Raw genomic sequence first — 22,170 nt, forward strand, 5'->3', positions numbered from 1 at the left:
GCGGGCCGATCAGCCTTGCGGTCGCAATCGCGCCCGCGCGACGGCACGGTCGATCGCGGCACGCGTTGTGCGCGGTGCGGCGTGATGGATCATGTGACCGATGCCCGATAATTCGGTCAGGCGGGCATTGGGCAAGACAGCGGCCATGGGACGTGCATGAAGGTCGATCCCTACGATGGAATCGGCCGTGCCGTGGAGGATTTCCACCGGAATGTGAAGTCTCCGGTAGCGGGCCGACATGGACACCAGCGAAGGGCGCAGGCGATCGACCTGCCGGGCGCTGGCGCGCAGAATCGCGGGGTTGAGCGCGAGGTCGAGGCCCACATAATCGGCATAGCCACGCGGGACGGGCTGGGGGGTGAAGAACCGGGGCAGGGCGCGGCGCGCGGCCCTTTCGGTAACGAAGGCGGTGACGAGCGTGCTGCCGAGTCCAGAGGCGGCGAACCCGTACCAAGGGTCAAGGGTCCCCTCGGGCCAGGGCATTGTCACGCCGGCCAGCGTGACCAGCCCCGCGACGCGGGCCTGGTGGTCAAGCGCCCAGGCCATTGCAACCGCGGCGCCATAGGAATGTCCAACAACCACCGCACGGCGGATACCGAGTTCGGCCGCGGCTCTTTCGAGTTGGGCGGCCTGGTCTTCGGGGCTGTCGCCGGTTTCGCGCAAAGGCTGGGAATAACCCAGGCCTGGGCGATCGAATGCGGTGACGCGATAGCTGTTTGCGAGGCGCGCTGTCAGATCGAACGTAAAATCACGCAGGTTGCCCGAGGCTCCGTGGATCAGGATCACGTCCGGCCCGCGCCCTTGTTGAACGTAATGCAGCCTGCGCCCGCGCAGGGTCAGAAATTGGCCCAGCGGCGGGGTCCGGGCCGGCGCGTGTTCGGTAGGCGCGGGCGCGCAGGCGCTAAGTCCGGACGCGGCGGCCAAGGCCAGGATCGTGCGGCGGGGATATCGCTCTGCCGATGACATGTGGATCTACCTAGCAGTCCGCCGCGCCTTTGCCAGCCCGGCCGGACGAGAGGCCCGCGCGGGCCGCGGCACGCCGGATGGCCGCCACCGCCGCATCGGGGCGGGCATGGTGGGGCATGTGACCCACGCCCGAGAGTTCGACCAAATGGGCCGTGGGAACCAGCGCCGCGAAGGGGCGGGAATGGATTTTGAGAGGAACAGTCCTGTCAGCCGTGCCGTGCAGGATCTCGATCGGCATGGACAACTCGCCGTAGCGGGCGGCCATGGCGCGGATATGCGGTTTCAACCCGTTCACTTGCCGAGTATTTGCACGCAGGCTGTCCGGGCGCAGGGTGAGAGCGATTCCGATATGCTCGGCGTAGCCGGGTGGGGGCGGGTCGGGGGCGAAGATGCCCGCGATGGCCCGACGCGCCAAAGCGCCCGGAACGAGTGCCGAAATGAGTGGCGCTAGCAGCGCGCCGCCGATCCGCGACGAAAGCAGCGTGTAATACGGACCTAGGCCCCCAGGCCACGGCATTGCCGCCCCAGCAAGCGACACTATGGCCCCGACACGATCCGGGTGGTCCAGCCCCCAGGCCAGCGCGACCGCGCCGCCATAGGAATGGCCGATCAGAACGGCCCGCCCCAGACCCAGGCGGCGGGCGGCCTTTTCCAGTATCGCGGCCTGTTCGCCCGGACTTTCACCATGGGTGTGCAACCGATCAGTATGGCCCAGCCCCGGTCGGTCGAACGCCGTCACGCGGAAGCGGTCGGTCAGCCGCCCCATAAGGTCAAATGTGAAATCTCGGGTATTGCCGCCCGCGCCGTGCAGAAGAACCAGGTCCGTTCCGGCCCCCTCCTGGTGGGCATGAACGCGAGCGCCGTCGATACACAATACCCGGCCTGTCGGGGAAAACCGCTCCGGCATCAACCGGTTCCGATTTCTCGGATGTCGTAAGGCGTGGTCTGGTAAATCTGGTTGATCCAGTTGCCGTAAAGCAGGTGCGCGTGGCTGCGCCAGCGGTTGCGCGGCGGTCGGGCCGGGTCGTTTGCGGGAAAGTAATTCTCGGGGACGGCGGTCGGCGTGCCATTGGCACGGTCACGATCGTATTCCTGTTTCAGCGTGTCACTGTCATATTCGAAATGGTTGAAAATGTAGAGCGCACGATGCGCCGGGTCCTCGACCAGGCAGGGGCCGACCTCGTCGCTGCCCAACAGTGTTTTCAACCCCGGCGCGGCATCTATCTCGTCCTGGCGCATTTCGGTCCAGCGGCTTACGGGGATGACGAAATCGTCCGAGAATCCGCGCAAGTAAGGCGATGCAGGTTCCAGGTTGTCATGGCGGAAGCACCCGAAGGCCTTGGCCTTCAGCATGTGTTTCTGCACGCCGTGGAAGTGGTAGATCATCGCCATGCCACCCCAGCACACCCCGAATGTCGACAGCACATTGGTCTGCGTCCAGTCCATAACGCGCGTCAGTTCATCCCAATAGGTCACCTCGTCAAAGGGCAAATGTTCTATCGGTGCGCCGGTCACGATCAGGCCGTCGAATTTCTCGTCGCTGGCTTCGATCTCGGCAAAAGGGCGGTAGAATGCCTCCATATGCGCCGCTGCGGTATTTCGGGTGCGGTGCTCGGTCATCCGGATGAGGCTGAGTTCGATCTGAAGAGGCGTTGCCCCGATCAAGCGGGCGAATTGTGTTTCGGTCTGAATCTTCTTCGGCATCAGGTTCAAAAGCCCGATGCGCAGGGGCCGTATGTCCTGGCGGTCGGCTGCTTCTTCGCCCATCACCATCACGCCTTCGCGTGTCAGAACGTCATAGGCGGGCAGGTCGCTCGGAATCTTGATGGGCATGGCCGCTTTTCCTCGGATCGTCAGACAGGTAGGCGGACTTTCATCGCGCCTCAAGGGCCGCGGCGATCACATCGACGAAGTCGTCGGGATGCCGGACCCGTGCGACATCCTCGGCGCAGATCCTGACCCCCCAGTTCCGGGCCATCGCCGCGTAACGCGGCTGGCGGTGCGCCAGCGCGCGGGCATAGGCCCACCGCACGAAGGCGTCCGGATCAACGTCGTTCTCTTGAAGTTTGTTTTCGAAAAGATATTCTTGCCATGCCGAGTGCAGAAAGGCCGGCTGGTAATACATCGGCTTGGGCGCGCGGTCAAAGCGGCGGATCAGTTCCTCGGTATGGGCGTCGCTTCCCTCGATCCAGACCAGCAACAGATTCTCTGACAGTGTCTTGAGGACCGGGTCATCGGGGTTGTCCGGCTCGACGACCTCGCAGATCGACCCGCCCGAGTCACAAACGAAATTGCCGATCCCGTACAATGTCCTGGCCCGCGCGACGAATTGCGGCGTGTCCATCAATGCGCTGATCTCGGCCACGCGATGCTGTTCCTGCCGCCGCATGTATTCGTCGAAGGGCAGACCGCCCTTTTCGGAGGCCCCGGGTTTGCCCAGGTAGGTCGAGAGCGGTGCCAGGTTATCGAATGTGATGTTGGATGCGATGTAAACGCTGTCGCTGAGCAAAAGCTCGCGCAACAGGGGTACTTTCATCGCTTCGCGCTTGAAATTGTCGGCGATATGCTCGCCCATGTAGCGCGTGCCGATGCGGTAATCGATCGAGTAGTGAAACCATTGCCCCTCTTCGCGCAACATGGACGAGACATGGGTTTTTCCCAGCCCCGACATCCCGAACAGCAGAACCCGCTTGTCCTGTGCCTGCCGCCAATCCCCGGCTGTTTCGTAGATCATCCGCGCCCTCATCGCCCGTTTGACAACCCTCGTAGCCAGCCCGCGCAAGGCGGTCAAACGAAACCGCCCGGCCATCGCGGACCGGGCGGCCGGGCGCGTCAAATCGCGCGGTTCAGAACATGTAGCCGATGCGCAGGCCCAGGGCGACACCCTCGTTATCCTGGAACCTTGCAAGCGTTGTTCCGGCCGGGTAGGGCGCGGGTGCTTGGGTTTCGGCATCGCCGATCCATATATAACGCGCGCCACCAGTGATCTTGACATTGCCCGCGGTGCGGGTAAGCGCCAGACCAAGCGACTTGTAGCCGTCGGTGGGCCCGAGATTGCCAGAGAAGCCGTCCTCTTCCTTTTCATAGCCGAGCGTGACCGCCCCCGACCACTTGTCCGAGAACTTGCGCCCCAAGCCCAACGAATAGGTGATCGTGTCATTGGTGTAATCGACCAGCGAACCCAGATTCAGGCCCGCGGGCGTTGCGTAAAGCGTTGGCGTGATATCAAAGGCTGTCCAGTCCACCCAGCGAACCGAGCCGAACAAAAGCGTGTCGGCCATGATCCCGGTCTGGAAATCCAGCGTCACGCTTTGCGGGACTTCCGTGGCGAAAGACGTTGCCGCGCCGATGATCCCGGCGGGTAGAATGGTTTCGGAGGCGTTGAAATCATGGGTGATCGAGGATTGGTAAGTTAGGGCTACTCGCGCCGCGATCTCGGGTTTTTCCCAAGCTATCCCGACGAGGTAGCCGAAATCCTCTGCGGTGTCGGTACGCATCTGATAGCCATTGAACAAGGCGACCTCGCCCGAGGTCCGCAAGTGGCGCAAGCCCCCATGGATGCTGAAATTCGAGGGAAATTCATAACGCAGAATGGCGGTAAAGCCGGTATTTTCGATCTCTGCGGTCGACCCACCGAAAAGCAGCGAACTGCCGCCATAGGCATAGCCGGAATCAGGCGCGTAATTGACATCGGCACCCAACGGCTGATCGATCAGGAAGCCAAGGCTCAGACGCTCGGACAGGTCTGTCTTGAACGCAATCGCCCAGGTCGTGTAGTCGCCGGTCATGTCACCCGACGAACTGGGAAACACTTCGCCCGGTGAAAACAGCGGTACGGCCTGCATGCCGCTGACATCCGGGCTGACACTGCCATAGGTGAATTCGGCATAAGTCCCCTCTTCGAACATGAAACCGACCGATCCGGTCGACCGTTCGATCCCGCCGGCATGTGCCGTGCCGACACAGCACAGGGCCAGCGCACTGAGGCTTGTGATTTTCTTCATTCTTCCTCCCCTCCGTTCCGGATGTCGGTCTACGTTATCGGCAACATTTTGCCGGTCAATCTTTGACGCCGCGTAAATCCTTCTAGGGGCGGTATTTCCTGCAAGGCGTGTCACCGGGGCCGCAGCTCTGAACGGAGATTGACGAAATTTGCCGCCAGGATCACCGCCGCGCCAACAAAGACAGCCAGTTCGATCGGCTCGCCGTAAAGGGCCATGCCGACCAACGCAATCACCGGCAGCCGCAGGAAATCAAGCGGCATCACGATAATCGCGGGCGCAACCATCAATGCGTTCGTCAGGCAGAAATGGGCGCCAAGCCCGGCCAAGCCGATCACGAGCAATGGCAAGAGATTGCCAGCAGAGGGCAGGGCGATCTGCCCGTCGATGCCCGCGCAGAGCAGCGCCATCGCCGCCTGCATCACGGTTAGCCAGAACAGGATCGATACGATGGACTGCGTGGCCGTCAGCCTTTTGGTGAACATCGCCGATCCGGCGAACCCAATGGCTGCCCCCAGCGCGGCGAGCGCGCCGGGATCAAGCGCGGCGGGGTCTGGCCGGGCAACGATAAGGGTGCCAACGAAGCCCAAGAACGCCGCCAGCGCCCGCGCGCGCGTCAGCCGTTCGCCAAGGATCAAAGGTGCCAGAACCGCCACCCAGAGCGGAGAAGTGAATTCAAGGGCGAAAACCTGTGCCAGCGGTATCGTGGCGATTGCCAAAAACCACAGGTTCTGGCCGGTAAAATGGCTAATGTTGCGAACCAGGTGCAGTCCCATCTGCCGTGTCGACACCTCGCCCAGTCGGCCCGCCAATGACGATATGCCAATCACGACGACGATCCCGATCAGCGAGCGATAAAGCATCAGCTCGAACGTATCGAGTTCCAGCGAAACCTCCCGCCCGGCAACTGCCATGGAGGAAAAAGAGGCGATTGCCCCCGTCATCCAGAGCGCGGCCCGCGCAACATGGCTTGTCATGGCGACAGACCCGTCACGGTATAGTGTCGCTGGATGTCGCGACTGACCCAGGCCCAGTCCGAGGCATCGCAGCGTCGCCGATGTGCGCGCAACGCGTCAGCATCGGTGAATTCCTCGTAAACGTTGAAAAGGCCAGGCTCTTCGGCGTCTTCCGTTATGTCGAAACAAAGGCAACCCGTTTCCGCCCGGCTCAAGCGGACATGGAGGGGCAGGGCCGCGCGAACGGCGTCAAGATGCGCCGGCGGAACCTTGAAATATCCCGACAGGATCACTCCCACTCGATGGTCCCTGGCGGTTTGGAGGTGATATCGTAGGTGACCCGGTTGATCCCCTTGACCTCGTTGATGATCCGGGTGGCCGTTTCGCCAAGGAACTCATGGCTGAACGGGTAGTAGTCGGCGGTCATCCCGTCGACCGAGGTCACCGCGCGCAACGCGCAGGCATAATCATAGGTCCGGCCGTCGCCCATCACGCCCACCGTGCGCACCGGCAGAATAGCGACGAAGGCCTGCCAGATCTCGTCATAGAGACCATGCTTGCGGATCTGGTCGATATAGACGGCGTCGGCCTTGCGCAGGATCTCCAGCTTGTCGCGGGTGATCTCGCCCGGGCAACGGATTGCGAGGCCCGGTCCGGGGAAAGGGTGCCGGCCGATGAAACTGGCCGGAAGGCCCAGTTCATGGCCCAGCGCACGCACCTCGTCCTTGAACAGTTCGCGCAAGGGTTCGACCAGTTTCAGGCCCATCTTTTCGGGCAGGCCGCCCACGTTGTGGTGCGACTTGATCGTCACCGAGGGGCCGCCAGAGAAGCTGACAGATTCGATCACATCGGGGTAAAGTGTCCCCTGTGCTAGGAATTCCGCGCCCTCGATCTTGTTCGCCTCGCGCTGGAAAACGTCGATGAACAGCTTGCCGATGGTCTTGCGCTTGACCTCGGGGTCGGAGACACCCTCGAGCGCGCCGATGAAGAGATCGGCCTCATCGGCATGGATCAGCTTGATGTTGTAATGGTCGCGGAACATCGCGACGACCTCGTCGGCCTCGTTCAGGCGCAACAGACCGTGATCGACGAAGACGCAGGTCAACTGATCGCCGATGGCCTCGTGCAGCAGAACGGCAGTGACGGAACTGTCCACGCCCCCCGAGAGGCCGCAGATCACATGGCTGTCGCCGACCTGGTCACGTATTTTCCGAATGGCCTCTTCGCGGTAGGCGCCCATCGTCCAGTCGCCGGTAAAGCCCGCCATCCGCACGAAATTCTCATATAGCGTCTTGCCGTTGGGGGTGTGATGCACCTCGGGGTGGAACTGGACGGCGTAGAACTGGCGCGACAGGTCCGCGGTGATCGCAAATGGGGCGTTGGGCGAGGTGCCGAAAACCTGGAAACCCGGAGCGATGTCGGAGACATGGTCGCCATGGCTCATCCAGACCTGCTCGCGCCCCTCAAGGAACCAGCCGGTCAGTAGATCGATGCGATCATGAGAGGGCGTGACATAGGCCCGGCCAAATTCCGCAGTGCCGTGGCCGCGCTCGACGCGGCCGCCCAGCATCTGCATCATCACCTGCTGGCCATAGCAGATCCCGAGGATCGGCACACCAAGCTCGAAAACGCTTTGGGGTGGACGGGGCGATCCTTCGTCCAGCACCGAGGCCGGACCGCCCGAGAAGATCACTGCCTCGGGCGCAAAATCGCGCAGGAAGGCATCGGTGACATTCTGGTAGGGATGGATTTCGCAATAGACGTTCAATTCGCGCAGGCGGCGCGCGATCAGCTGCGTCACCTGGGAGCCGAAGTCGATGATCAAAAGGCGGGCGTGTTGTGTCATGTTCACCTGATAGGGGGGCTTTGCGCGCCGCGCAAGGCCCGGCCCGATAATGCCGATTTCTCGACGAAAATAGCGGGCCTCCGGCCCTTTTGGGTATTTCAGCCAAGAAGAAGCGAGGCCATGTCGCGGATGGCGGAGGAAAGGCCGCAAACCGGCCGCGCCCGGGGGGGGCTTTGCCGCTAGGTAGGACCGGACGGATTGCACCCCAGGGGAGAGGGTCATGACAGAGGGCAGAGCGACAGGGCGAAGGGGCGGCGGCGGCGCGGCACGGCGTGCGGCGCGTGGGGCTGCAGGTGTTGAATGCGCGCGTTTCATAGAGCGCAATATTCCTGATTTCGATTTGCTGAATGCCGAGGCGCTGGAGATCATCGAGCAGAATGCCGAGATCGTCCTGGAAGAGATCGGCGTCACATTCGCCGAGAATCCCGACGCGCTGACGCGCTGGCGTGAGGCGGGCGCGGATGTACAGGGCGAGCGGGTGCGCCTTCCGCGCGGTCTGGCCCGGACGCTTTGCGCCACGGCGCCGGCACGTTTTACCCAGCATGCCCGCAACCCGGCCCGCAATGTCGATATCGGCGGCCGGTCGCTGGTGCTGGCGCCGGTCTACGGGCCGCCCTTCGTGCGCGACCTGGACGGCGGGCGGCGGTATGGCACGATCGAGGATTTCCGCCGCTTTGTCCGACTGGGCTACATGTCGAAATGGCTGCATCATTCGGGCGGCACCGTCTGCGAGCCGACGGACGTGCCGGTCGCCAAGCGCCATCTAGACATGCTGTTGGCCCATATGACGCTGACGGACAAGCCGTTCATGGGCTCGGTCACCGAACCCTCGCGCGCCCGCGATTCCATCGAGATGTGCGAGATCCTGTTCGGGCGCGATTTCGTGGCCGGGAACACGGTGATGACCTCGCTGATCAACATCAACTCGCCGCTCACGTTCGATGCCACGATGATGGGCGCGCTCGAGGTCTATGCTGCGACAAACCAGGCCTGCATCGTCTCGCCCTTCATCGTCGGCGGCGCGATGGCGCCGGTGTCGGTGGCGGGCACTCTGACGCAAGTGCTGGCCGAGGTAATGGCGGGGGTTGCCTATTCTCAGCTCGTACGTCCCGGCGCGCCGGTGATCTTCGGGGCGTTCGTGACGTCCATCGACATGAATTCGGGCGCGCCAACCTTCGGCACGCCCGAGGCCAGCCAGATCCTTTATGGCGCGGGCCAGCTTGCCCGGCGGCTGGGGTTGCCATTCCGTTCGGGTGGGGGATTGTGCGGATCAAAGCTGCCTGATGCGCAGTCCGCTTACGAGACCACCCATACGTTGAATGCGGCGCTCTTGGGCGGAGTGAATTTCATGCTTCACGCCTGTGGCTGGCTGGAGGGCGGGTTGGTTGCGAGCTATGAAAAATTCGTGATGGATGCCGACCAGCTTGGCGCGCTGCACAAGCTGGCAGCAGGCGTGGCCACCGACCCCGAGGCGCAGGCAATGGACGCGCTGCGCGAAGTCGGACCCGGAGGGCATTTCCTGGGCTGTGCCCATACCCAGGCGAATTTCCGCGATGCCTTCTGGCGTTCGGAGTTGCTCGATTACAAGCCTTTCGAAACCTGGGACGAGGAGGGTGCGCGCGACACCTCGATGCTTGCCGCAGACCGGGTTCGCGCGTTGTTGGCCCGTTACGAGGCACCAGCGATCGATCCCGGCCTGAAAGAGGCGCTGGAAGAGTTCGTTTCCCGGCGAAAGGCCGAACTTCCCGACAGCGCCTACTGATCGTCCGAACTGGCCGAGATCAGCCTGGCCTCGGCCAGCAGCGCGATCATCACTTCGACGTGTCGGGCCACCGGATAGGTGGCCTCGCCCGCGCGGCGCGCGGCGTCCAGCCCCTGTTCCATCTCCATCAGCCGACGCAAACCTGCAAGCGCCCCGCCCGGATATCCGCCCGGCATGAGTCGGGCCAGAACACGCTCTCGCCGGTAGTCGGCCTGTCCGGCGCGGGCGGCTTGTACCAACAGGCGCGGGCGACGAAGGGTCAGCAGGTCATGGGGCAAGGTGGCCATTACACTTTCTCCGATCGTTGATCGGGATCGAGAATGCGCAACCTAAACGTGTGTTGCGTAAATAGCGTGACCTCCGCGCGCAGCTTTCAGGAAAATTTATCTTTTGGAAACAATGATTGGGTAAGAGGCGTTTGTTAACGAAACGGTAACAATTACAACCTTGGATTGCATCCGGATACAGATGATCCCTGTTAACGATTTCGAAAGAACCCCGATGATGGACCGCGTATCTTCGTTTGACAACGCACCGTCCTGGCTGCCCCGGGGCGCGCGCTGGTACCTCGCCCATATCGAACAAGGCCTGTCGATGCGCATGCTGGCGCAACAAGCAGGCTGCCATGCCTCGACGGTGCAGCGTGCGGTGCGCCGCATCGAAGCACGGCGCGATGACCCTTTGATCGATAGCGCGCTCGACCGATTGGCCGGGCGTTCACCCTCTCGTTTCCTGTCCCCCTTGATGGAGTGTTCTGCGATGACTGCAACCATCCGAAAACCGCGTGCCTCCGCCGATGAGACAACGATCGCGCGTGAGGCGCGGCGTATTCTGCGCCGAATGAGCGAACCGGGATCGCTGTTGGCGGTGGCGCACGATCTTGAAAAGGCGGCGGTTCTGCGTGAAGGATCGCATGGACAGACCACACGCATCGCCGTGCTGGAACGCGCCGTCGCCGAGGCCTTTGCCGTCAAGGACTGGATCGCTGTGCACAGCCGAGGCAGCCGTGTGACCACCTATGTCATCACGCCGACAGGGCGCGCCGCGCTTGGACGGTTGCTGACACAGGAACAGACCCGCCGCCGTGCAGAGGAGGGCGCATCTCCTGAACGGCAGCACGGCGAGTGGATGGGCCCGCAAGAGAATGGGGAGGGTCGTATCCGTGGTCTCCGGGCGGAATCGCCACTCGCGATCCTTGCCCGAAGAAGGGGACCCGACGGCGCCCCCTTCCTCGGTTCCGACCTGGTGGCGGCGGGTGAACGGCTGCGCGAGGATTTCGAGATCGCCCAGATGGGACCGCGGGTTACACAGAACTGGGAGCGCTTTCTGACCGGCGCCGAGCGTGGCGGATTTTCCGGCCGTGGCCCGGCAGAAGGCCCCGCGGCCGCCCGGGAAAGGGTTTTGGCCGCGCTACGCGAACTCGGCCCTGGCCTGGGCGATGTTGCCTTGCGCTGTTGCTGTTTTCTCGAGGGAATGGAACAGGCCGAGAAGCGGCTTGGCTGGTCGGCTCGCTCTGGCAAGATCGTGCTCAAGATCGCGCTTCAAAGGCTCAGGCAGCATTACGCGAGGCAGGGCGGTGGGGGCCTGATCGGCTAGGATGCGGCCACCGCCACGCCCACCCCGTATGCCACCAGTGCACACAGGCTGCCGACCAGCACGGTCTCTCCGACAGAGCGCGCCAGCCTCAAACCGGTTGCATTCCAACGCAACAGCCCCAGAGCGATCAGCGCCGCAAGGGTGGCAACCAGCGAAAGCACCAGCGCAGTCGCTTCCGGGGGCAAGAGAAAATACGGAATCAGCGGCACCGAACCGAAAAGAACAAAGGCAATGAACGTGGCCAGCCCGTTTATGGCCGGGCTGTCTTCGTCGGGATGAGCCAGACCGGTCTCGTAGCGCATCAGCATCTCGGCCATCATCTCCGGGTTGCGCGCCATGATCGCGCTGGTCGCTGCGGCATCGGTCGAGGACAGGCCGCGCGCCCTGAGATGTCCGGCCAGGCGCGCGCGCGCATCCGGGGGCTCGCGCCGGATGCGGGTCATCAGCCTGTCGTGCTCGGTCCGGTAAAGGTCACGCTGCGCACGGCCCGACAGGAACTCGCCAAGGCCCATCGACACCCCGTCGGCGAAAAGGTTGGCAAGCCCGAAGACCAACACCGCCAGCGCACCGATCCCGGCCACTCCCTCGGCGCGTGCGCCCGAAAAGCCCGCAACGATGGCAAATGTCGTGACGATCCCGTCATTTCCACCATAGACGATCTGTTTGAGGAATTCCTGCGTTCGACCCAGCATGCGCGGCCGCTTGGGAATGGGGGACATTGCTGTTGCTCCGTTGTCGCGCCAGAATACAGCGCAAGACGCGCCCCGCAAGCGTCCCGGCCATTGGACAAGCCCGCTCTCGCGGGTTAAGTCCACCCCAGCAGCAGCAGGAGTTCCCATGCGCCCGCGCGATCTCAAACTTCCCGATCAACGCCATCCCGAAAAGGCGCATCGTCCCGACAATGCTCAGCCCAGGAAACCGGCCTGGATCCGGGTGCGGGCGCCGGGCGGGCAGGGATACCAAGACACTCACAAGGTGATCCGCGAACACGGGCTGGCCACGGTCTGCGAAGAGGCAGGATGTCCAAACGTGGGCGAATGCTGGGCGCTTGGCCATGCCACGATGATGATCATGGGCGAGATCTGTACACGCGGTTGCACCTTCTGCAACGTGGCCACCGGGCGGCCCGACGCGCTGGACCCGTTCGAGCCGGGCCGGGTCGCCGATGCCGTGGCGCGGCTGGGTCTGCGCCACGTGGTGATCACCTCGGTCGATCGCGACGACCTGGACGATGGCGGGGCCGAGCACTTTGCCCAGACCATCCGCGCACTGCGCCATCGCGCGCCCGAGACCACGATCGAGGTTCTGACGCCCGATTTCCTCAAATGTCCCGCCAGCGCGCTTGAAACCGTGGTTGCGGCGAAACCCGACGTGTTCAACCATAACCTCGAAACCGTGCCCGGCCTCTACCCACAGGTGCGGCCCGGCGCACGCTATTTCCATTCCTTGCGGCTGTTGCAAAGGGTCAAGGAAATCGATCCATCCGCCTTTACCAAGTCAGGCATCATGGTAGGTCTCGGCGAGAATCGCCAGGCCGTCCTTCAGGTGATGGATGACCTCCGTGCCGCGGACGTGGATTTCCTGACCATAGGCCAGTATTTGCAACCCACGCCGAAACATCACGCCGTCGCGCGCTTCGTGACACCCGAAGAGTTCGCATCCTATGAGAAAGCGGCCTATGGCAAGGGCTTCCTCATGGTTTCGGCAACCCCTCTGACGCGCTCCAGCTATCACGCGGGCGAGGATTTCGCGCGCCTCAGGGCGGCGCGTGCCGCGCGCCTTTCCGCGCTCTGATACGGCCCTTCTTCTTGGCCTAAATACCCATGATCCCGGCCCTGCCGCCGGAACCTGCGCCCGGGCACGGGCGCGGCCCCCTCAGCGTCGGGCATCGCGCCCCGAGATAACCATCAATTCACCGATATTCTCGCGCGTGATATAGCCGACCATCCGCCCCGAAAGGTCGGTCACAGCCACTGCGGGCGCACCACTATCCTGAAGCGCGTCCAAGGCGGCATCCAGGGGGGCGCTCAGGGCTACAGCCGGAATTCCCTCGGTCATCGCCTCGGCGACCGGGCGCATCTGCCCGCCTTCGTTAAGGCTGCGGAACAGCGCCGTGCGCGTGAGAATGCCGCGCAGGCCGCCACCCGGGTCCACCACCGGGAATTCGTGCTGGGTGGTCCGGATTACCGCGCTCGAGGCGGCCTGCAATCTGTCCGAGGGCGCGAGCGTCTCGAACTGGGTGATCATGGCATCGCGCGCGCGCATGTGCCGGGCCATGTCGCGCAGGCTGACCTCGGCGCTTTCGGCCCCGGCGGCTATAAAGACGAAGACAGCGATCAGGACCAGGACCGGGCTTGCCCAGGTCAGGCCGATAAAACCAAAGAGAAATGCCAAGGCCTGCCCGCTTCGCGCCGCGGCCCGCGTTGCGGCCACGCGGCCCATTCCGATCGACAAGACTGCACGGAACACCCTGCCGCCATCCATCGGAAAAGCGGGGATCATGTTGAACAGCACCAGGAACAGGTTGACCGCCGCAAGCTTGCCCCAGAACCCGCCCGCCGGGTCCTCGATTACTGCCAGCTTGTCGAGATCGGTCTCGGCCCCGAGCGCGACCAGTACCGCCCATATCACGATGTTTACCGCGGGTCCGGCCAGTGCCACGGCGATTTCCTGGGCAGGTTTCTCGGGCATCCGGTCGAGCCGCGCAAGCCCGCCAATCGGTAAAAGCGTGATATCGGGCGTGGCGATTCCATACCGCCGCGCCATCAGGGCGTGACCGAATTCATGGGCAACGACGCAGGCAAACAGTGTCAGCACGAAGATCACGTTGACCAGCGCTGCAAACGGTCCGGCCTCGATCCAGGCCGCGGCCCCGATCCAGGCCAAAAGCAGGAAGAAGGTTGCATGGACGCGCAGTTGCGAGCCGAGGATATTGCCTATCGAAAAGGACCAGACCATCGTCGCGCCACTACCTGCCTAATCTGCATCCCTCGCTGTCAGAAGGGGATCTCGTCATCCAGGTCGCCCATGGGGGCCGCACCGCCTCGGCCGCCGCCGCTCGAACCGTAATCGCCAGCGCCATAGCCGCCACCCTGGTCATAGCCGCCGCTATGGCTGGCGCCGCCTCCGCCGCCTTCACCACCCCGGCCGTCCAACAAGGTCAACTCACCCCGGTAGGGCCGCAAGACGACCTCGGTGGAATAACGGTCCTGGCCGGACTGGTCCTGCCATTTACGGGTTTCGAGCTGACCTTCGACATAGACCTTGGAGCCCTTGCGCAGGTATTGCTCGGCGATGCGTACAAGCGGCTCGGAAAAGATCGCCACGGTGTGCCACTCGGTGCGCTCGCGACGCTCGCCGGTGTTGCGGTCCTTCCATGTCTCGGAGGTCGCGATGCGCAGGTTGCACACCTTGCCGCCGTTCTGGAAACTGCGCACCTCGGGGTCGCGGCCCAGATTGCCGATGATGATGACCTTGTTGACCGATCCCGCCATGTGCGTCCCCTTCGAATCCGCTAGAGTTTCCTCGTTTACACCATCGCCAAAGGTTTAAGGAAAGTTGAAAACGCCCATTGGCGGCCCACCTGCCGCACGGGTCAGGTCGGCAAACAACTCGCACAGGCCCCACAGCGCACAGAAGTGCCGCTGGGGACTGGCCGGTATCGGCGTTTCAATGTAAGCTGTCCGGGAATTGCTCAGAGGATCGAGGGGCAGGGTGAATCCGCGTTTCATGGCTTTCGGGATCTGCGCGTTATTGGCTATCCCTGCGCAGGCAGAGACAACGGTATCGTCGAAATCCCGTGCTGCTCTTTTCAAGAGCCAGCTCAAGGTTCTAGACGGGCGCGCGGCTCAGCAATATGCGAACTCCATCCGGTTGCAGCCGCGCCCGGTGATCACGCCGTCGCGAACGCCGCCCTATTCGGGCAGCTATAATGGCGAATACCTTGGCTTGGCGCGCGCCGCGGCGCGCAGGCATGCTATCCCCGAGGACATCTTTCTTCGGCTGGTTCAGCAAGAATCGGGATGGAACGCACAAGCTGTATCGCACAAGGGCGCGATCGGGCTGGCACAGCTCATGCCCGGCACGGCGCGCAATCTTGGGGTCGATCCCGAGGACCCTCGTCAAAACCTCGAAGGCGGCGCGCGTTACCTGCGCCAGCAATATGACCGTTTCGGGTCGTGGCGGCTGGCGCTGGCGGCGTATAATGCGGGCCCCGAGGCTGTCGAGCGCCACAAGGGCATCCCGCCTTATGCCGAGACACGCGATTATGTCGTGAAGATCCTCGGCAGCTAGGGATCAGCAATCGGGAATCACAGGATCGCGCGCGTCTTGCGTGCCCCGGCCGAGATATCCTCGCCCAGACCCTCGACCGTTGCACAGCCGGCCAGCCACAGCAAAAGCCCCAACAGCACGACCCGGATCATGCCTCACTCCTTTTCCGACAGGTCCGACCACCAGATATCGGGCAAAAACCCCATCCAGTCCCCGTAGGCAGGGATCGTCGCCGGATATCGCAACCAGGCCCGGTGGGCAAGGCGCGACACGGGAGTGTGCCAGATCGGGATCACGTAACGGCCCGTGGTCAGCACCCGGTCAAGCGCGCGGGTGGCGGAGACGAATTGATGGTGTGTTTCCGCGGTCAGGATCGCGTCGATCAGCGCTTCGGCGGCAGGGCTTTGCATGCCCATCAGGTTTCCGGTACCCGGCACGCTGACGCCTTCGCTGCCCCAGTAAAGGCGCTGTTCGTTGCCGGGAGACAATGACAGGGCGCGTATGTAAAACGTCATGTCAAAATCGTATGTATCCGTGCGCTGTGTATACTGAGCACTGTCAACCGCGGTGACGCGCACGACGATCCCAAGCCGTTTGAGCTGTTCGACGAAGATGTCGACGATTTGCTGAGTTTCGGTCGCGCCCTGGCGCACCAGGATCTCGAAGCTCAGCGCGTCGCCCTGCGCGTTGCGCATCATTCCGTCATCGCCCACAGTCCAGCCCGCTTCTTCCAACCGGGCAAAGGCCGCGCGCAGGTTCTTGCGGTTGGAAGGACGGCCATCCGAAACGGGCAGGGCATAGCCTTCCAGCGCACCCGGCAGCAGGCTTTCGGCAAACGGTTCCAGCATCGCACGAACCGGCCCCTCAGCTGGGCCAGAGCGCATGGCCAATTCGGAATTCGAGAAATAAGAGGTTATTCGAGGCGCTTTTCCCCCGTTCAACATGGCGTTGATGAACTCGAAATTGAAGGCATGCAGCATCGCGTCGCGCACCCGCCAGTCGGCAAAGACGGGCCGGCGCGTGTTCATCACGAAGCCCGCGATGCCCGAGGGGCGCTGATGCGGAATCTCGGCCTTGAGGATCTGGCCCTCACGCATGGCGGGAAAGTCATAGGCACTGGTCCATTTCGCGGCGCTGCTTTCGCGGTAGACGTCGATGGCGCCCCCCCGGAACGCCTCGAAGACGACATCGCCGTCGCCGAAATACTCGTACCGGATCTCGTCGAAATTGTGCTGCCCGCGATTGATCGCCAGGTCACGGCCCCAATAATCGGGATTGCGCATCAGCGACAGCATGCGCCCGGGAATTGCCTCCGCGAGCTGGTAGGGGCCGCTGCCGATGGGCGCCTCCATGCCGCTGGTGGTGAAATCGCGCCCGTCCCATTGTGCCTTTTTGAGAACCGGGCGCAGGCCCAGGATCAGGGGCAATTCGCGATCCGGCGTGTTGAAGGTAAAGCGGATGCTGCGCGGACCCGTGGCCTGGGCGCTGGCGATCTTGGTCCAGGCGGCGCGATAACGGGGATGGCCCCGGGTGCCAAGTATCTCGAAGGACCATAGCACGTCCTCGACCGTCACCGGGCTGCCGTCGTGGAACCGTGCCTCGGGGCGCAGGGTGAATTCGACCCAGTCGCGCGCCGGTCCTGTTTCGATCGATTCGGCGAGCAGCCCATAAAGGGTGAAAGGTTCGTCCCACGACCGGCCCATCAGGCTTTCGTAGCTGTGAAGCCGCAGACCCCACGGCGCGTTGCCTTTCAGGATGAAGGGATTGAGACTGTCAAAGCCGCCTGCCTCGCCCAGCACGATGCGTCCGCCCTTGGGCGCATCGGGGTTCACGTAAGGGAGCGCGGTGAAATCCGGGGGCAGGGCGGGGGTGCCGTACATGGCAAGCCCGTGCTGTGGCGCGGCCTGGGCGAATCCGACACCGAGCACGAACGCCCAAAGCCCGCCGCGCGCTAGGTTCCGAAGGAAAAAATCTAGTCTCATTTGCGCAACACTCCTGCTTGCCCCTTGTTTTCTTGGCGCCGAACCTACGGGCAGCGGCGTGCTATTTCAAACTTTTAGCTTGGATCGGGGTTCGGGATTGCGTATAGTCCAAGTACTGCTCGATAGGTTTCTTGCCTGTATGAAACCTGCCTCAATAACTTGACGCCCGCCTTGCGCGGGCGTTTTTTTCTGCTTGCCACCTTGGGGGACGCACCCGTGGCACGCGCAGCGCCATGGGTATTTTTCCCAAGAAGAAGGGGGCGGTGATCTTTGCGGAAAGCTGCTCTAGTCTGGTGGCGTTCGTATCTGCATGGGGAATCGCAGCATGTCTCTTTCGGGCAAGACCGCCATCGTGACGGGATCGAATTCCGGGATCGGTCTAGGGATCGCGCATGAACTGGCGCGCGCGGGCGCGGCGGTGGTTCTGAACTCTTATACCGATCGCGAAGAGGACCATGCCCTTGCCGCCGCAATGGCGGCCGAGCATGGCGTGGACGTGCGCTATATCAAGGCTGACATGGCCGATGGCAAGGAATGCCGCGCCCTGATCGAGACGGTCGGAGCCTGTGACATCCTGGTGAACAATGCCGGGATTCAGCATGTCGCGCCGATCGACGATTTTCCGGCCGGAACGTGGGATGCGGTTCTCGCGGTCAACCTCTCGTCGGCCTTTCATACAACGGCGGCCGCGTTGCCGAAAATGCGCGCCGCCGGCTGGGGCAGGGTGATCAACATCGCCTCGGCCCACGGTCTGACGGCCAGCCCGTACAAATCGGCCTATGTCGCGGCCAAGCACGGCCTGGTCGGCCTGACAAAGGTGGTCGCCCTGGAGACAGCGCGCGAGCCGATCACCGCGAACGCGATCTGTCCGGGTTACGTTCTGACGCCGCTGGTGGAACAGCAGATTCCCGACACCATGAAGGAATACGCAATGGACCGGGACGAGGTGATCGAGAAGGTTCTGCTGGAGCGGCAGCCCTCGCGGCAATTCGCTACCGTCGCGCAGTTGGGCGGAACCGCGGTTTTCCTGTGTTCTGAGGCGGCGGCACAGATCACTGGCACCACTATCAGCGTGGACGGCGGCTGGACCGCACTTTGACAAGGGGAGGCACGCTCAGAGGCCAAGCAGCAGGGTCCCGGCGATTACCCACATCAAGAGGCCGATCCCGAGATCCAGCAGCCGCCAGGCGCCCGGGCGGGCCATGACCGGTGAAAGGTGGTGCGCACCGAAGCCCAGCGAGAAGAAAAAGACAAACGACGCCGCCACCGCCCCGAGTCCGAAAGCGAACCTTTCACCTGGCACCTCGTATTGCGCAGACACGGCGCCGATCAGGCCCAGCGTATCGAGATAGACATGCGGGTTGAGCCATGTCAGAGCCGCCGCAACGCCCAGCACACGGGGCAGCGAACCGCCATCCTGCGCGCCGGGCAGCGCCTGCCCCCCGGCACGGGCCGCGCGCAACCGCAACGCGCCATAGACCAGCAGAAACCCCGCCCCGCCAAGCGTAAGGGCGAGCGGTATCCCAGGCAGGGCCGCGGCCAGAGCACCGAACCCCGCGACCCCGGCAGCAATGAGGAGCGCATCCGACAACCCGCAGAACAGGCATAACCAGAAGACATGCCGCCTGGCCAGGCCCTGGCGCAGCACGAAGGCATTCTGCGCCCCAATGGCCAGAATCAACGAAAATGATGTTGAAAAGCCGGTAATGGCCGCACCGGTCATGGCCAGATCACGCGCCGATCTTATGGCGCCGGGCAGTTCGGTGCAGGGCATCCGGGGCGGATATCACCTTGGTGTCTTCGGGGGCCACGAGGCCGGCCGAGATCACCAGCTTGGCGGCTTCTTCCACGCTCATGTCAAGTTCGATCACGTCGCTTTCCGGCACGAACAGCAAGAAGCCCGAGGTTGGGTTCGGCGTGGTCGGCAAGAAGACAGACACGATCTGTTCGTCACGCGGGATGCGGCGGTTCACCTCGCCCTTGGCGCGGGTCGATATGAATGCGATTGCCCAAATACCGTCTCGCGGGTATTGAACCAAGCAGGCGCGGTCAAAGCTGGTCTCGGACTGTGCAAACACAGTCTCAGCGATCTGTTTGAGCCCATTGTAGACCGAGCGGATCACCGGCATCTGACCGACAACGCGTTCCCCCCAATGGATGAAGAACCGTCCGATCATGCCCTTGGCGGTCCAGCCGATGACCAGCGTGAAAAGAAGGAAAACAATCACACCCAGGCCGCGGATATCGATCCCGATATACTGTTCGGGCTGGAACCGGCTGGGCACCAGGGGCAGAACGACGCCATCGATCCAACCTGTAACCGTCCAGATCAACCAGATCGTCAGCCCGACCGGTGCGATCACCACCAGCCCGGCGATGAAGTTGTTGCGCAGCCGCGCGAGGAGCGCCCGGACAAAGCCCGGTTTCTGCGGCTCTGACGGGTCCATGCCCGAGGTCTGGGAAAGCTTGTTATCGTCGTTCATCGGCCCGGTCCCTTTTCCCGACATAGCTAGGCGCGGACCATGACGATCACAATAGCCTGCCCGACGATGAAAAGTGAGATATGTGTGGTGGCCAGCCACGCGGCGTTCTTTGGCCGGGTCTGCCATCGATTTCGGCAGAAAATCCGTGCCCCCTCGGGGTGGGGGTTGCGGCAGACCGGAAAACCGGCTAAGCGCGCGGTCACTTCGACAGGCGGGGCTGGGCCCTTGCGGGGAGAAATCCCGCTTGGGTCCGCCGGTTGGGCGCAATGCCCTTAACGTCCCGCCCAGGCGCAAACCGGAAAGGAACATGCTTATGGCGCTTCCCGAATATTCCATGCGTCAGCTTTTGGAAGCTGGCGTTCACTTCGGCCACCAGACCCAGCGGTGGAACCCGCGGATGGCCGAATTCATCTATGGCGACCGCAACGGGATTCACATTCTCGATCTCACGCAAACGGTCCCCATGCTGGACGCGGCGCTGAACGTCGTGCGCGAAACCGTGGCCAAGGGTGGTCGCATCCTGTTCGTCGGTACCAAGCGGCAGGCGCAGAAACCGGTCGCGGACGCGGCCGAGAAATGTGCCCAGTACTACATGAATCACCGTTGGCTGGGCGGCACGCTGACCAACTGGAAAACCGTCAGCCAGTCGATCAAGCGTCTTGCCGAGATCGAAGAGCGGATGGCCACGGGCGCCGAGGGCCTGACCAAGAAAGAGCGCCTGGGGATGGAGCGCGAGCAGACCAAGCTGCAAGCCAGCCTTGGCGGCATCCGTGAAATGGGTGGCCTGCCGGACCTTCTGTTCGTCATCGACGTCAACAAGGAAGACCTGGCGATTGCCGAGGCGCGCAAGCTGGGCATCCCGGTCGTGGCCGTGGTCGATACCAACTGCTCGCCCGATGGCGTGGATTACGTGATCCCGGGCAACGATGACGCGGCTCGCGCGATCTCGCTCTATTGCGATCTTGTCAGCCGCGCCGCCCTGGACGGCATGTCCGCGCAGATGGACGCGGCCGGTGTCGATATCGGTGCGCTGGAAGAAACCCCTGCCGAGGAGCTGCTGGCCGAGGCCGAGGCGTCCGCGGAGGCCTGATCGGCCTGTCACTTTTCTGATACCGGGCGCGGGCATACCGCGCCCGACGAATGAATCCGAAATCGAGGAGAGCCAACAGATGGCAATCACCGCTCAAATGGTGAAGCAGCTGCGCGACCAGACCGGCGCGGGCATGATGGACGCCAAGAAGGCGCTGACCGAGACCGCTGGCGACATGGAGGCGGCGGTCGACTGGCTGCGCACCAAGGGTTTGGCCAAGGCCGCCAAGAAATCGGGCCGGACCGCGGCCGAGGGCCTGGTCGCCGTTCGCGTCGCTGGTGGCAAGGGTGTGGCCGTGGAGGTCAATTCCGAGACTGACTTCGTTGCCAAGAACGCCGAGTTCCAGGACATGGTTGCCGGCATCGCCAACGCGGCGCTGACCGCCAACGACCTGGAGGCACTGAACGCGGCCGACATGGGCGGCAAGACGGTGGCGGACACGATCACCGACAAGATCGCCACCATCGGCGAGAACATGACCCTGCGCCGCATGGCTGCGATCGAGGGCGAAACCGTCGTCGCCTATATGCACAATGCCGCGGCCGAAGGCATGGGCAAGATCGGTGTTCTGGTCGCGATGACCGGCGGGGATGAAGGGTTCGGTCGACAGGTCGCGATGCATGTCGCCGCCGCCAACCCCGCATCTTTGTGCGCCGACGATCTGGACCCGGCCGTGGTCGAGAAAGAGCGCCAGGTGCAGATCGAGATTGCACGGGAGTCGGGCAAGCCCGAACAGGTCATCGAGAAGATGATCGAAGGCCGGATGAAAAAGTTTCTGTCCGAAGTCACGCTTCTGGGGCAGGCCTTTGTCATCAATCCCGATCTGACGGTCGAACAGGCCGCCAAGGATGCCGGCGCCACCATCACCGGGTTCGTTCGTATCGAAGTCGGTGAGGGGATCGAGAAGGAAGAAGAGGATTTCGCGGCCGAGGTCGCCAAGGCCGTACAGGGCTGAACCTCCTTTCGCCTTTATCGCAGCGGCGCGGCCCAAGGGTCGCGCCGTTTTCGTTCGGGGACCAGGTCTTGCCGATCGATCCGGGGGCAGGGGGACGATGCAAGGAAACGATGCGGGGAAGGGCGGTAACCCACCCTTCCCCTTGACAGCCGCACCTCGGGGATGAGGACAGAACGGACTGAAAGAAGTGCGCCGGCCGAGAATTGACCCGCGGACCACGCGCCGGATACCCGGCCAAGACAGCGCGCTGACGAAACACTG

23 protein-coding genes are annotated in these 22,170 nt (G+C 63.2%); 7 read left to right on the forward strand and 16 right to left on the reverse strand.

All coding sequences use genetic code 11. From position 1 onward, the window contains the following. Window positions 1-9: 9 nt before the first annotated feature. The 8 genes from EV663_RS10200 to guaA all read right to left on the reverse strand — a co-directional run bounded on the left by EV663_RS10200 (window position 10) and on the right by guaA (window position 7,769). The gene (locus EV663_RS10200; RefSeq protein WP_132951695.1) at window positions 10-966 is read right to left on the reverse strand and encodes an alpha/beta fold hydrolase; all 957 of its coding nucleotides are present in this window, start codon (window positions 964-966) and stop codon (window positions 10-12) included. Between the two features lie 10 nt (window positions 967-976). Beyond that, entirely contained in the window at window positions 977-1,873 is an 897-nt protein-coding gene (locus EV663_RS10205; RefSeq protein WP_132951696.1) for an alpha/beta fold hydrolase, read from the reverse strand. Then, entirely contained in the window at window positions 1,873-2,799 is a 927-nt protein-coding gene (gene metA / locus EV663_RS10210) for a homoserine O-acetyltransferase MetA (RefSeq protein WP_132951697.1), read from the reverse strand. The genes EV663_RS10205 and metA overlap by 1 nt, the downstream gene beginning before the upstream one ends. 40 nt (window positions 2,800-2,839) lie before the next feature. Further along, window positions 2,840-3,700 carry an ATPase gene (locus tag EV663_RS10215; RefSeq protein WP_132951698.1) on the reverse strand — a complete coding sequence of 287 codons (861 nt, stop codon included), beginning with the start codon at window positions 3,698-3,700 and terminating at the stop codon, window positions 2,840-2,842. A 112-nt stretch (window positions 3,701-3,812) separates the two neighbouring features. Next, the gene (locus EV663_RS10220) at window positions 3,813-4,970 is read right to left on the reverse strand and encodes a hypothetical protein (RefSeq protein ID WP_132951699.1); all 1,158 of its coding nucleotides are present in this window, start codon (window positions 4,968-4,970) and stop codon (window positions 3,813-3,815) included. 110 nt (window positions 4,971-5,080) lie between these two features. Next, window positions 5,081-5,944: a DMT family transporter gene (locus EV663_RS10225; RefSeq protein ID WP_132951700.1), complete on the reverse strand. Its 864-nt coding sequence runs from the start codon at window positions 5,942-5,944 to the stop codon at window positions 5,081-5,083. Further along, a complete protein-coding gene (locus tag EV663_RS10230; RefSeq protein ID WP_132951701.1) occupies window positions 5,941-6,222 on the reverse strand; it encodes a putative quinol monooxygenase in 282 nt (93 codons plus the stop codon). Before EV663_RS10230 ends, EV663_RS10225 begins: the two co-directional genes overlap by 4 nt. Continuing rightward, on the reverse strand, window positions 6,213-7,769 hold the full coding sequence (guaA, locus tag EV663_RS10235) for a glutamine-hydrolyzing GMP synthase (RefSeq protein ID WP_132951702.1): 1,557 nt from the start codon (window positions 7,767-7,769) through the stop codon (window positions 6,213-6,215). The genes EV663_RS10230 and guaA overlap by 10 nt, the downstream gene beginning before the upstream one ends. 220 nt (window positions 7,770-7,989) lie before the next feature. Here guaA and EV663_RS10240 point away from each other — a divergent pair, with 220 nt between their 5' ends. Next, on the forward strand, window positions 7,990-9,531 hold the full coding sequence (locus tag EV663_RS10240; protein ID WP_132951703.1) for a trimethylamine methyltransferase family protein: 1,542 nt from the start codon (window positions 7,990-7,992) through the stop codon (window positions 9,529-9,531). On the opposite strand, the gene EV663_RS10245 is transcribed toward EV663_RS10240, so the two are convergent. Further along, window positions 9,525-9,818 (reverse strand): DUF6477 family protein, encoded by a 294-nt coding sequence (locus tag EV663_RS10245; protein ID WP_132951704.1) that lies wholly within the window; start codon window positions 9,816-9,818, stop codon window positions 9,525-9,527. The two genes, EV663_RS10240 and EV663_RS10245, sit on opposite strands and share 7 nt — an antisense overlap. 217 nt (window positions 9,819-10,035) lie before the next feature. On the opposite strand from EV663_RS10245, the gene EV663_RS10250 reads away from it, so the two are divergent. After that, complete coding sequence (locus EV663_RS10250; RefSeq protein WP_243697936.1) at window positions 10,036-11,127, forward strand: DUF6456 domain-containing protein; 1,092 nt, start codon at window positions 10,036-10,038, stop codon at window positions 11,125-11,127. Here EV663_RS10250 and EV663_RS10255 read toward each other — a convergent pair. Continuing rightward, the gene (locus EV663_RS10255; RefSeq protein ID WP_132951705.1) at window positions 11,124-11,846 is read right to left on the reverse strand and encodes a VIT1/CCC1 transporter family protein; all 723 of its coding nucleotides are present in this window, start codon (window positions 11,844-11,846) and stop codon (window positions 11,124-11,126) included. The genes EV663_RS10250 and EV663_RS10255 overlap by 4 nt on opposite strands. A gap of 118 nt (window positions 11,847-11,964) precedes the next feature. Between EV663_RS10255 and lipA the strand changes: the two genes are divergently transcribed. Continuing rightward, a complete protein-coding gene (gene lipA / locus EV663_RS10260; protein WP_132951706.1) occupies window positions 11,965-12,921 on the forward strand; it encodes a lipoyl synthase in 957 nt (318 codons plus the stop codon). A gap of 81 nt (window positions 12,922-13,002) precedes the next feature. On the opposite strand, the gene EV663_RS10265 is transcribed toward lipA, so the two are convergent. Then, complete coding sequence (locus tag EV663_RS10265) at window positions 13,003-14,085, reverse strand: site-2 protease family protein (protein ID WP_132951707.1); 1,083 nt, start codon at window positions 14,083-14,085, stop codon at window positions 13,003-13,005. A 38-nt stretch (window positions 14,086-14,123) separates the two neighbouring features. Then, the gene (ssb, locus tag EV663_RS10270) at window positions 14,124-14,621 is read right to left on the reverse strand and encodes a single-stranded DNA-binding protein (RefSeq protein ID WP_132951708.1); all 498 of its coding nucleotides are present in this window, start codon (window positions 14,619-14,621) and stop codon (window positions 14,124-14,126) included. A 235-nt stretch (window positions 14,622-14,856) separates the two neighbouring features. Here ssb and EV663_RS10275 point away from each other — a divergent pair, with 235 nt between their 5' ends. Further along, entirely contained in the window at window positions 14,857-15,420 is a 564-nt protein-coding gene (locus tag EV663_RS10275) for a lytic transglycosylase domain-containing protein (protein WP_132951750.1), read from the forward strand. Window positions 15,421-15,437: 17 nt separating this feature from the next. Here the strand turns inward: EV663_RS10275 and EV663_RS10280 are convergent, their stop codons facing one another. Further along, window positions 15,438-15,551 (reverse strand): entericidin EcnA/B family protein, encoded by a 114-nt coding sequence (locus EV663_RS10280; RefSeq protein WP_132951709.1) that lies wholly within the window; start codon window positions 15,549-15,551, stop codon window positions 15,438-15,440. Window positions 15,552-15,554: 3 nt separating this feature from the next. Continuing rightward, window positions 15,555-17,381, reverse strand: coding sequence for an extracellular solute-binding protein (locus EV663_RS10285; protein WP_132951710.1), 1,827 nt, complete (start codon window positions 17,379-17,381; stop codon window positions 15,555-15,557). Window positions 17,382-17,706: 325 nt separating this feature from the next. On the opposite strand from EV663_RS10285, the gene EV663_RS10290 reads away from it, so the two are divergent. After that, entirely contained in the window at window positions 17,707-18,480 is a 774-nt protein-coding gene (locus EV663_RS10290) for a 3-hydroxybutyrate dehydrogenase (RefSeq protein WP_132951711.1), read from the forward strand. Window positions 18,481-18,495: 15 nt separating this feature from the next. On the opposite strand, the gene EV663_RS10295 is transcribed toward EV663_RS10290, so the two are convergent. Further along, on the reverse strand, window positions 18,496-19,104 hold the full coding sequence (locus tag EV663_RS10295; RefSeq protein ID WP_132951751.1) for a LysE/ArgO family amino acid transporter: 609 nt from the start codon (window positions 19,102-19,104) through the stop codon (window positions 18,496-18,498). A gap of 7 nt (window positions 19,105-19,111) precedes the next feature. Next, on the reverse strand, window positions 19,112-19,864 hold the full coding sequence (locus EV663_RS10300; RefSeq protein ID WP_243697937.1) for a DUF502 domain-containing protein: 753 nt from the start codon (window positions 19,862-19,864) through the stop codon (window positions 19,112-19,114). A 313-nt stretch (window positions 19,865-20,177) separates the two neighbouring features. Between EV663_RS10300 and rpsB the strand changes: the two genes are divergently transcribed. Further along, window positions 20,178-20,954, forward strand: coding sequence for a 30S ribosomal protein S2 (gene rpsB / locus EV663_RS10305; protein ID WP_132951712.1), 777 nt, complete (start codon window positions 20,178-20,180; stop codon window positions 20,952-20,954). 79 nt (window positions 20,955-21,033) lie between these two features. After that, window positions 21,034-21,909 carry a translation elongation factor Ts gene (tsf, locus tag EV663_RS10310; protein WP_132951713.1) on the forward strand — a complete coding sequence of 292 codons (876 nt, stop codon included), beginning with the start codon at window positions 21,034-21,036 and terminating at the stop codon, window positions 21,907-21,909. The last annotated feature ends 261 nt before the right edge of the window (window positions 21,910-22,170 follow it).

Source organism: Rhodovulum bhavnagarense (genome assembly GCF_004343505.1).
Taxonomy (GTDB): Bacteria; Pseudomonadota; Alphaproteobacteria; order Rhodobacterales; family Rhodobacteraceae; genus Rhodovulum; species Rhodovulum bhavnagarense.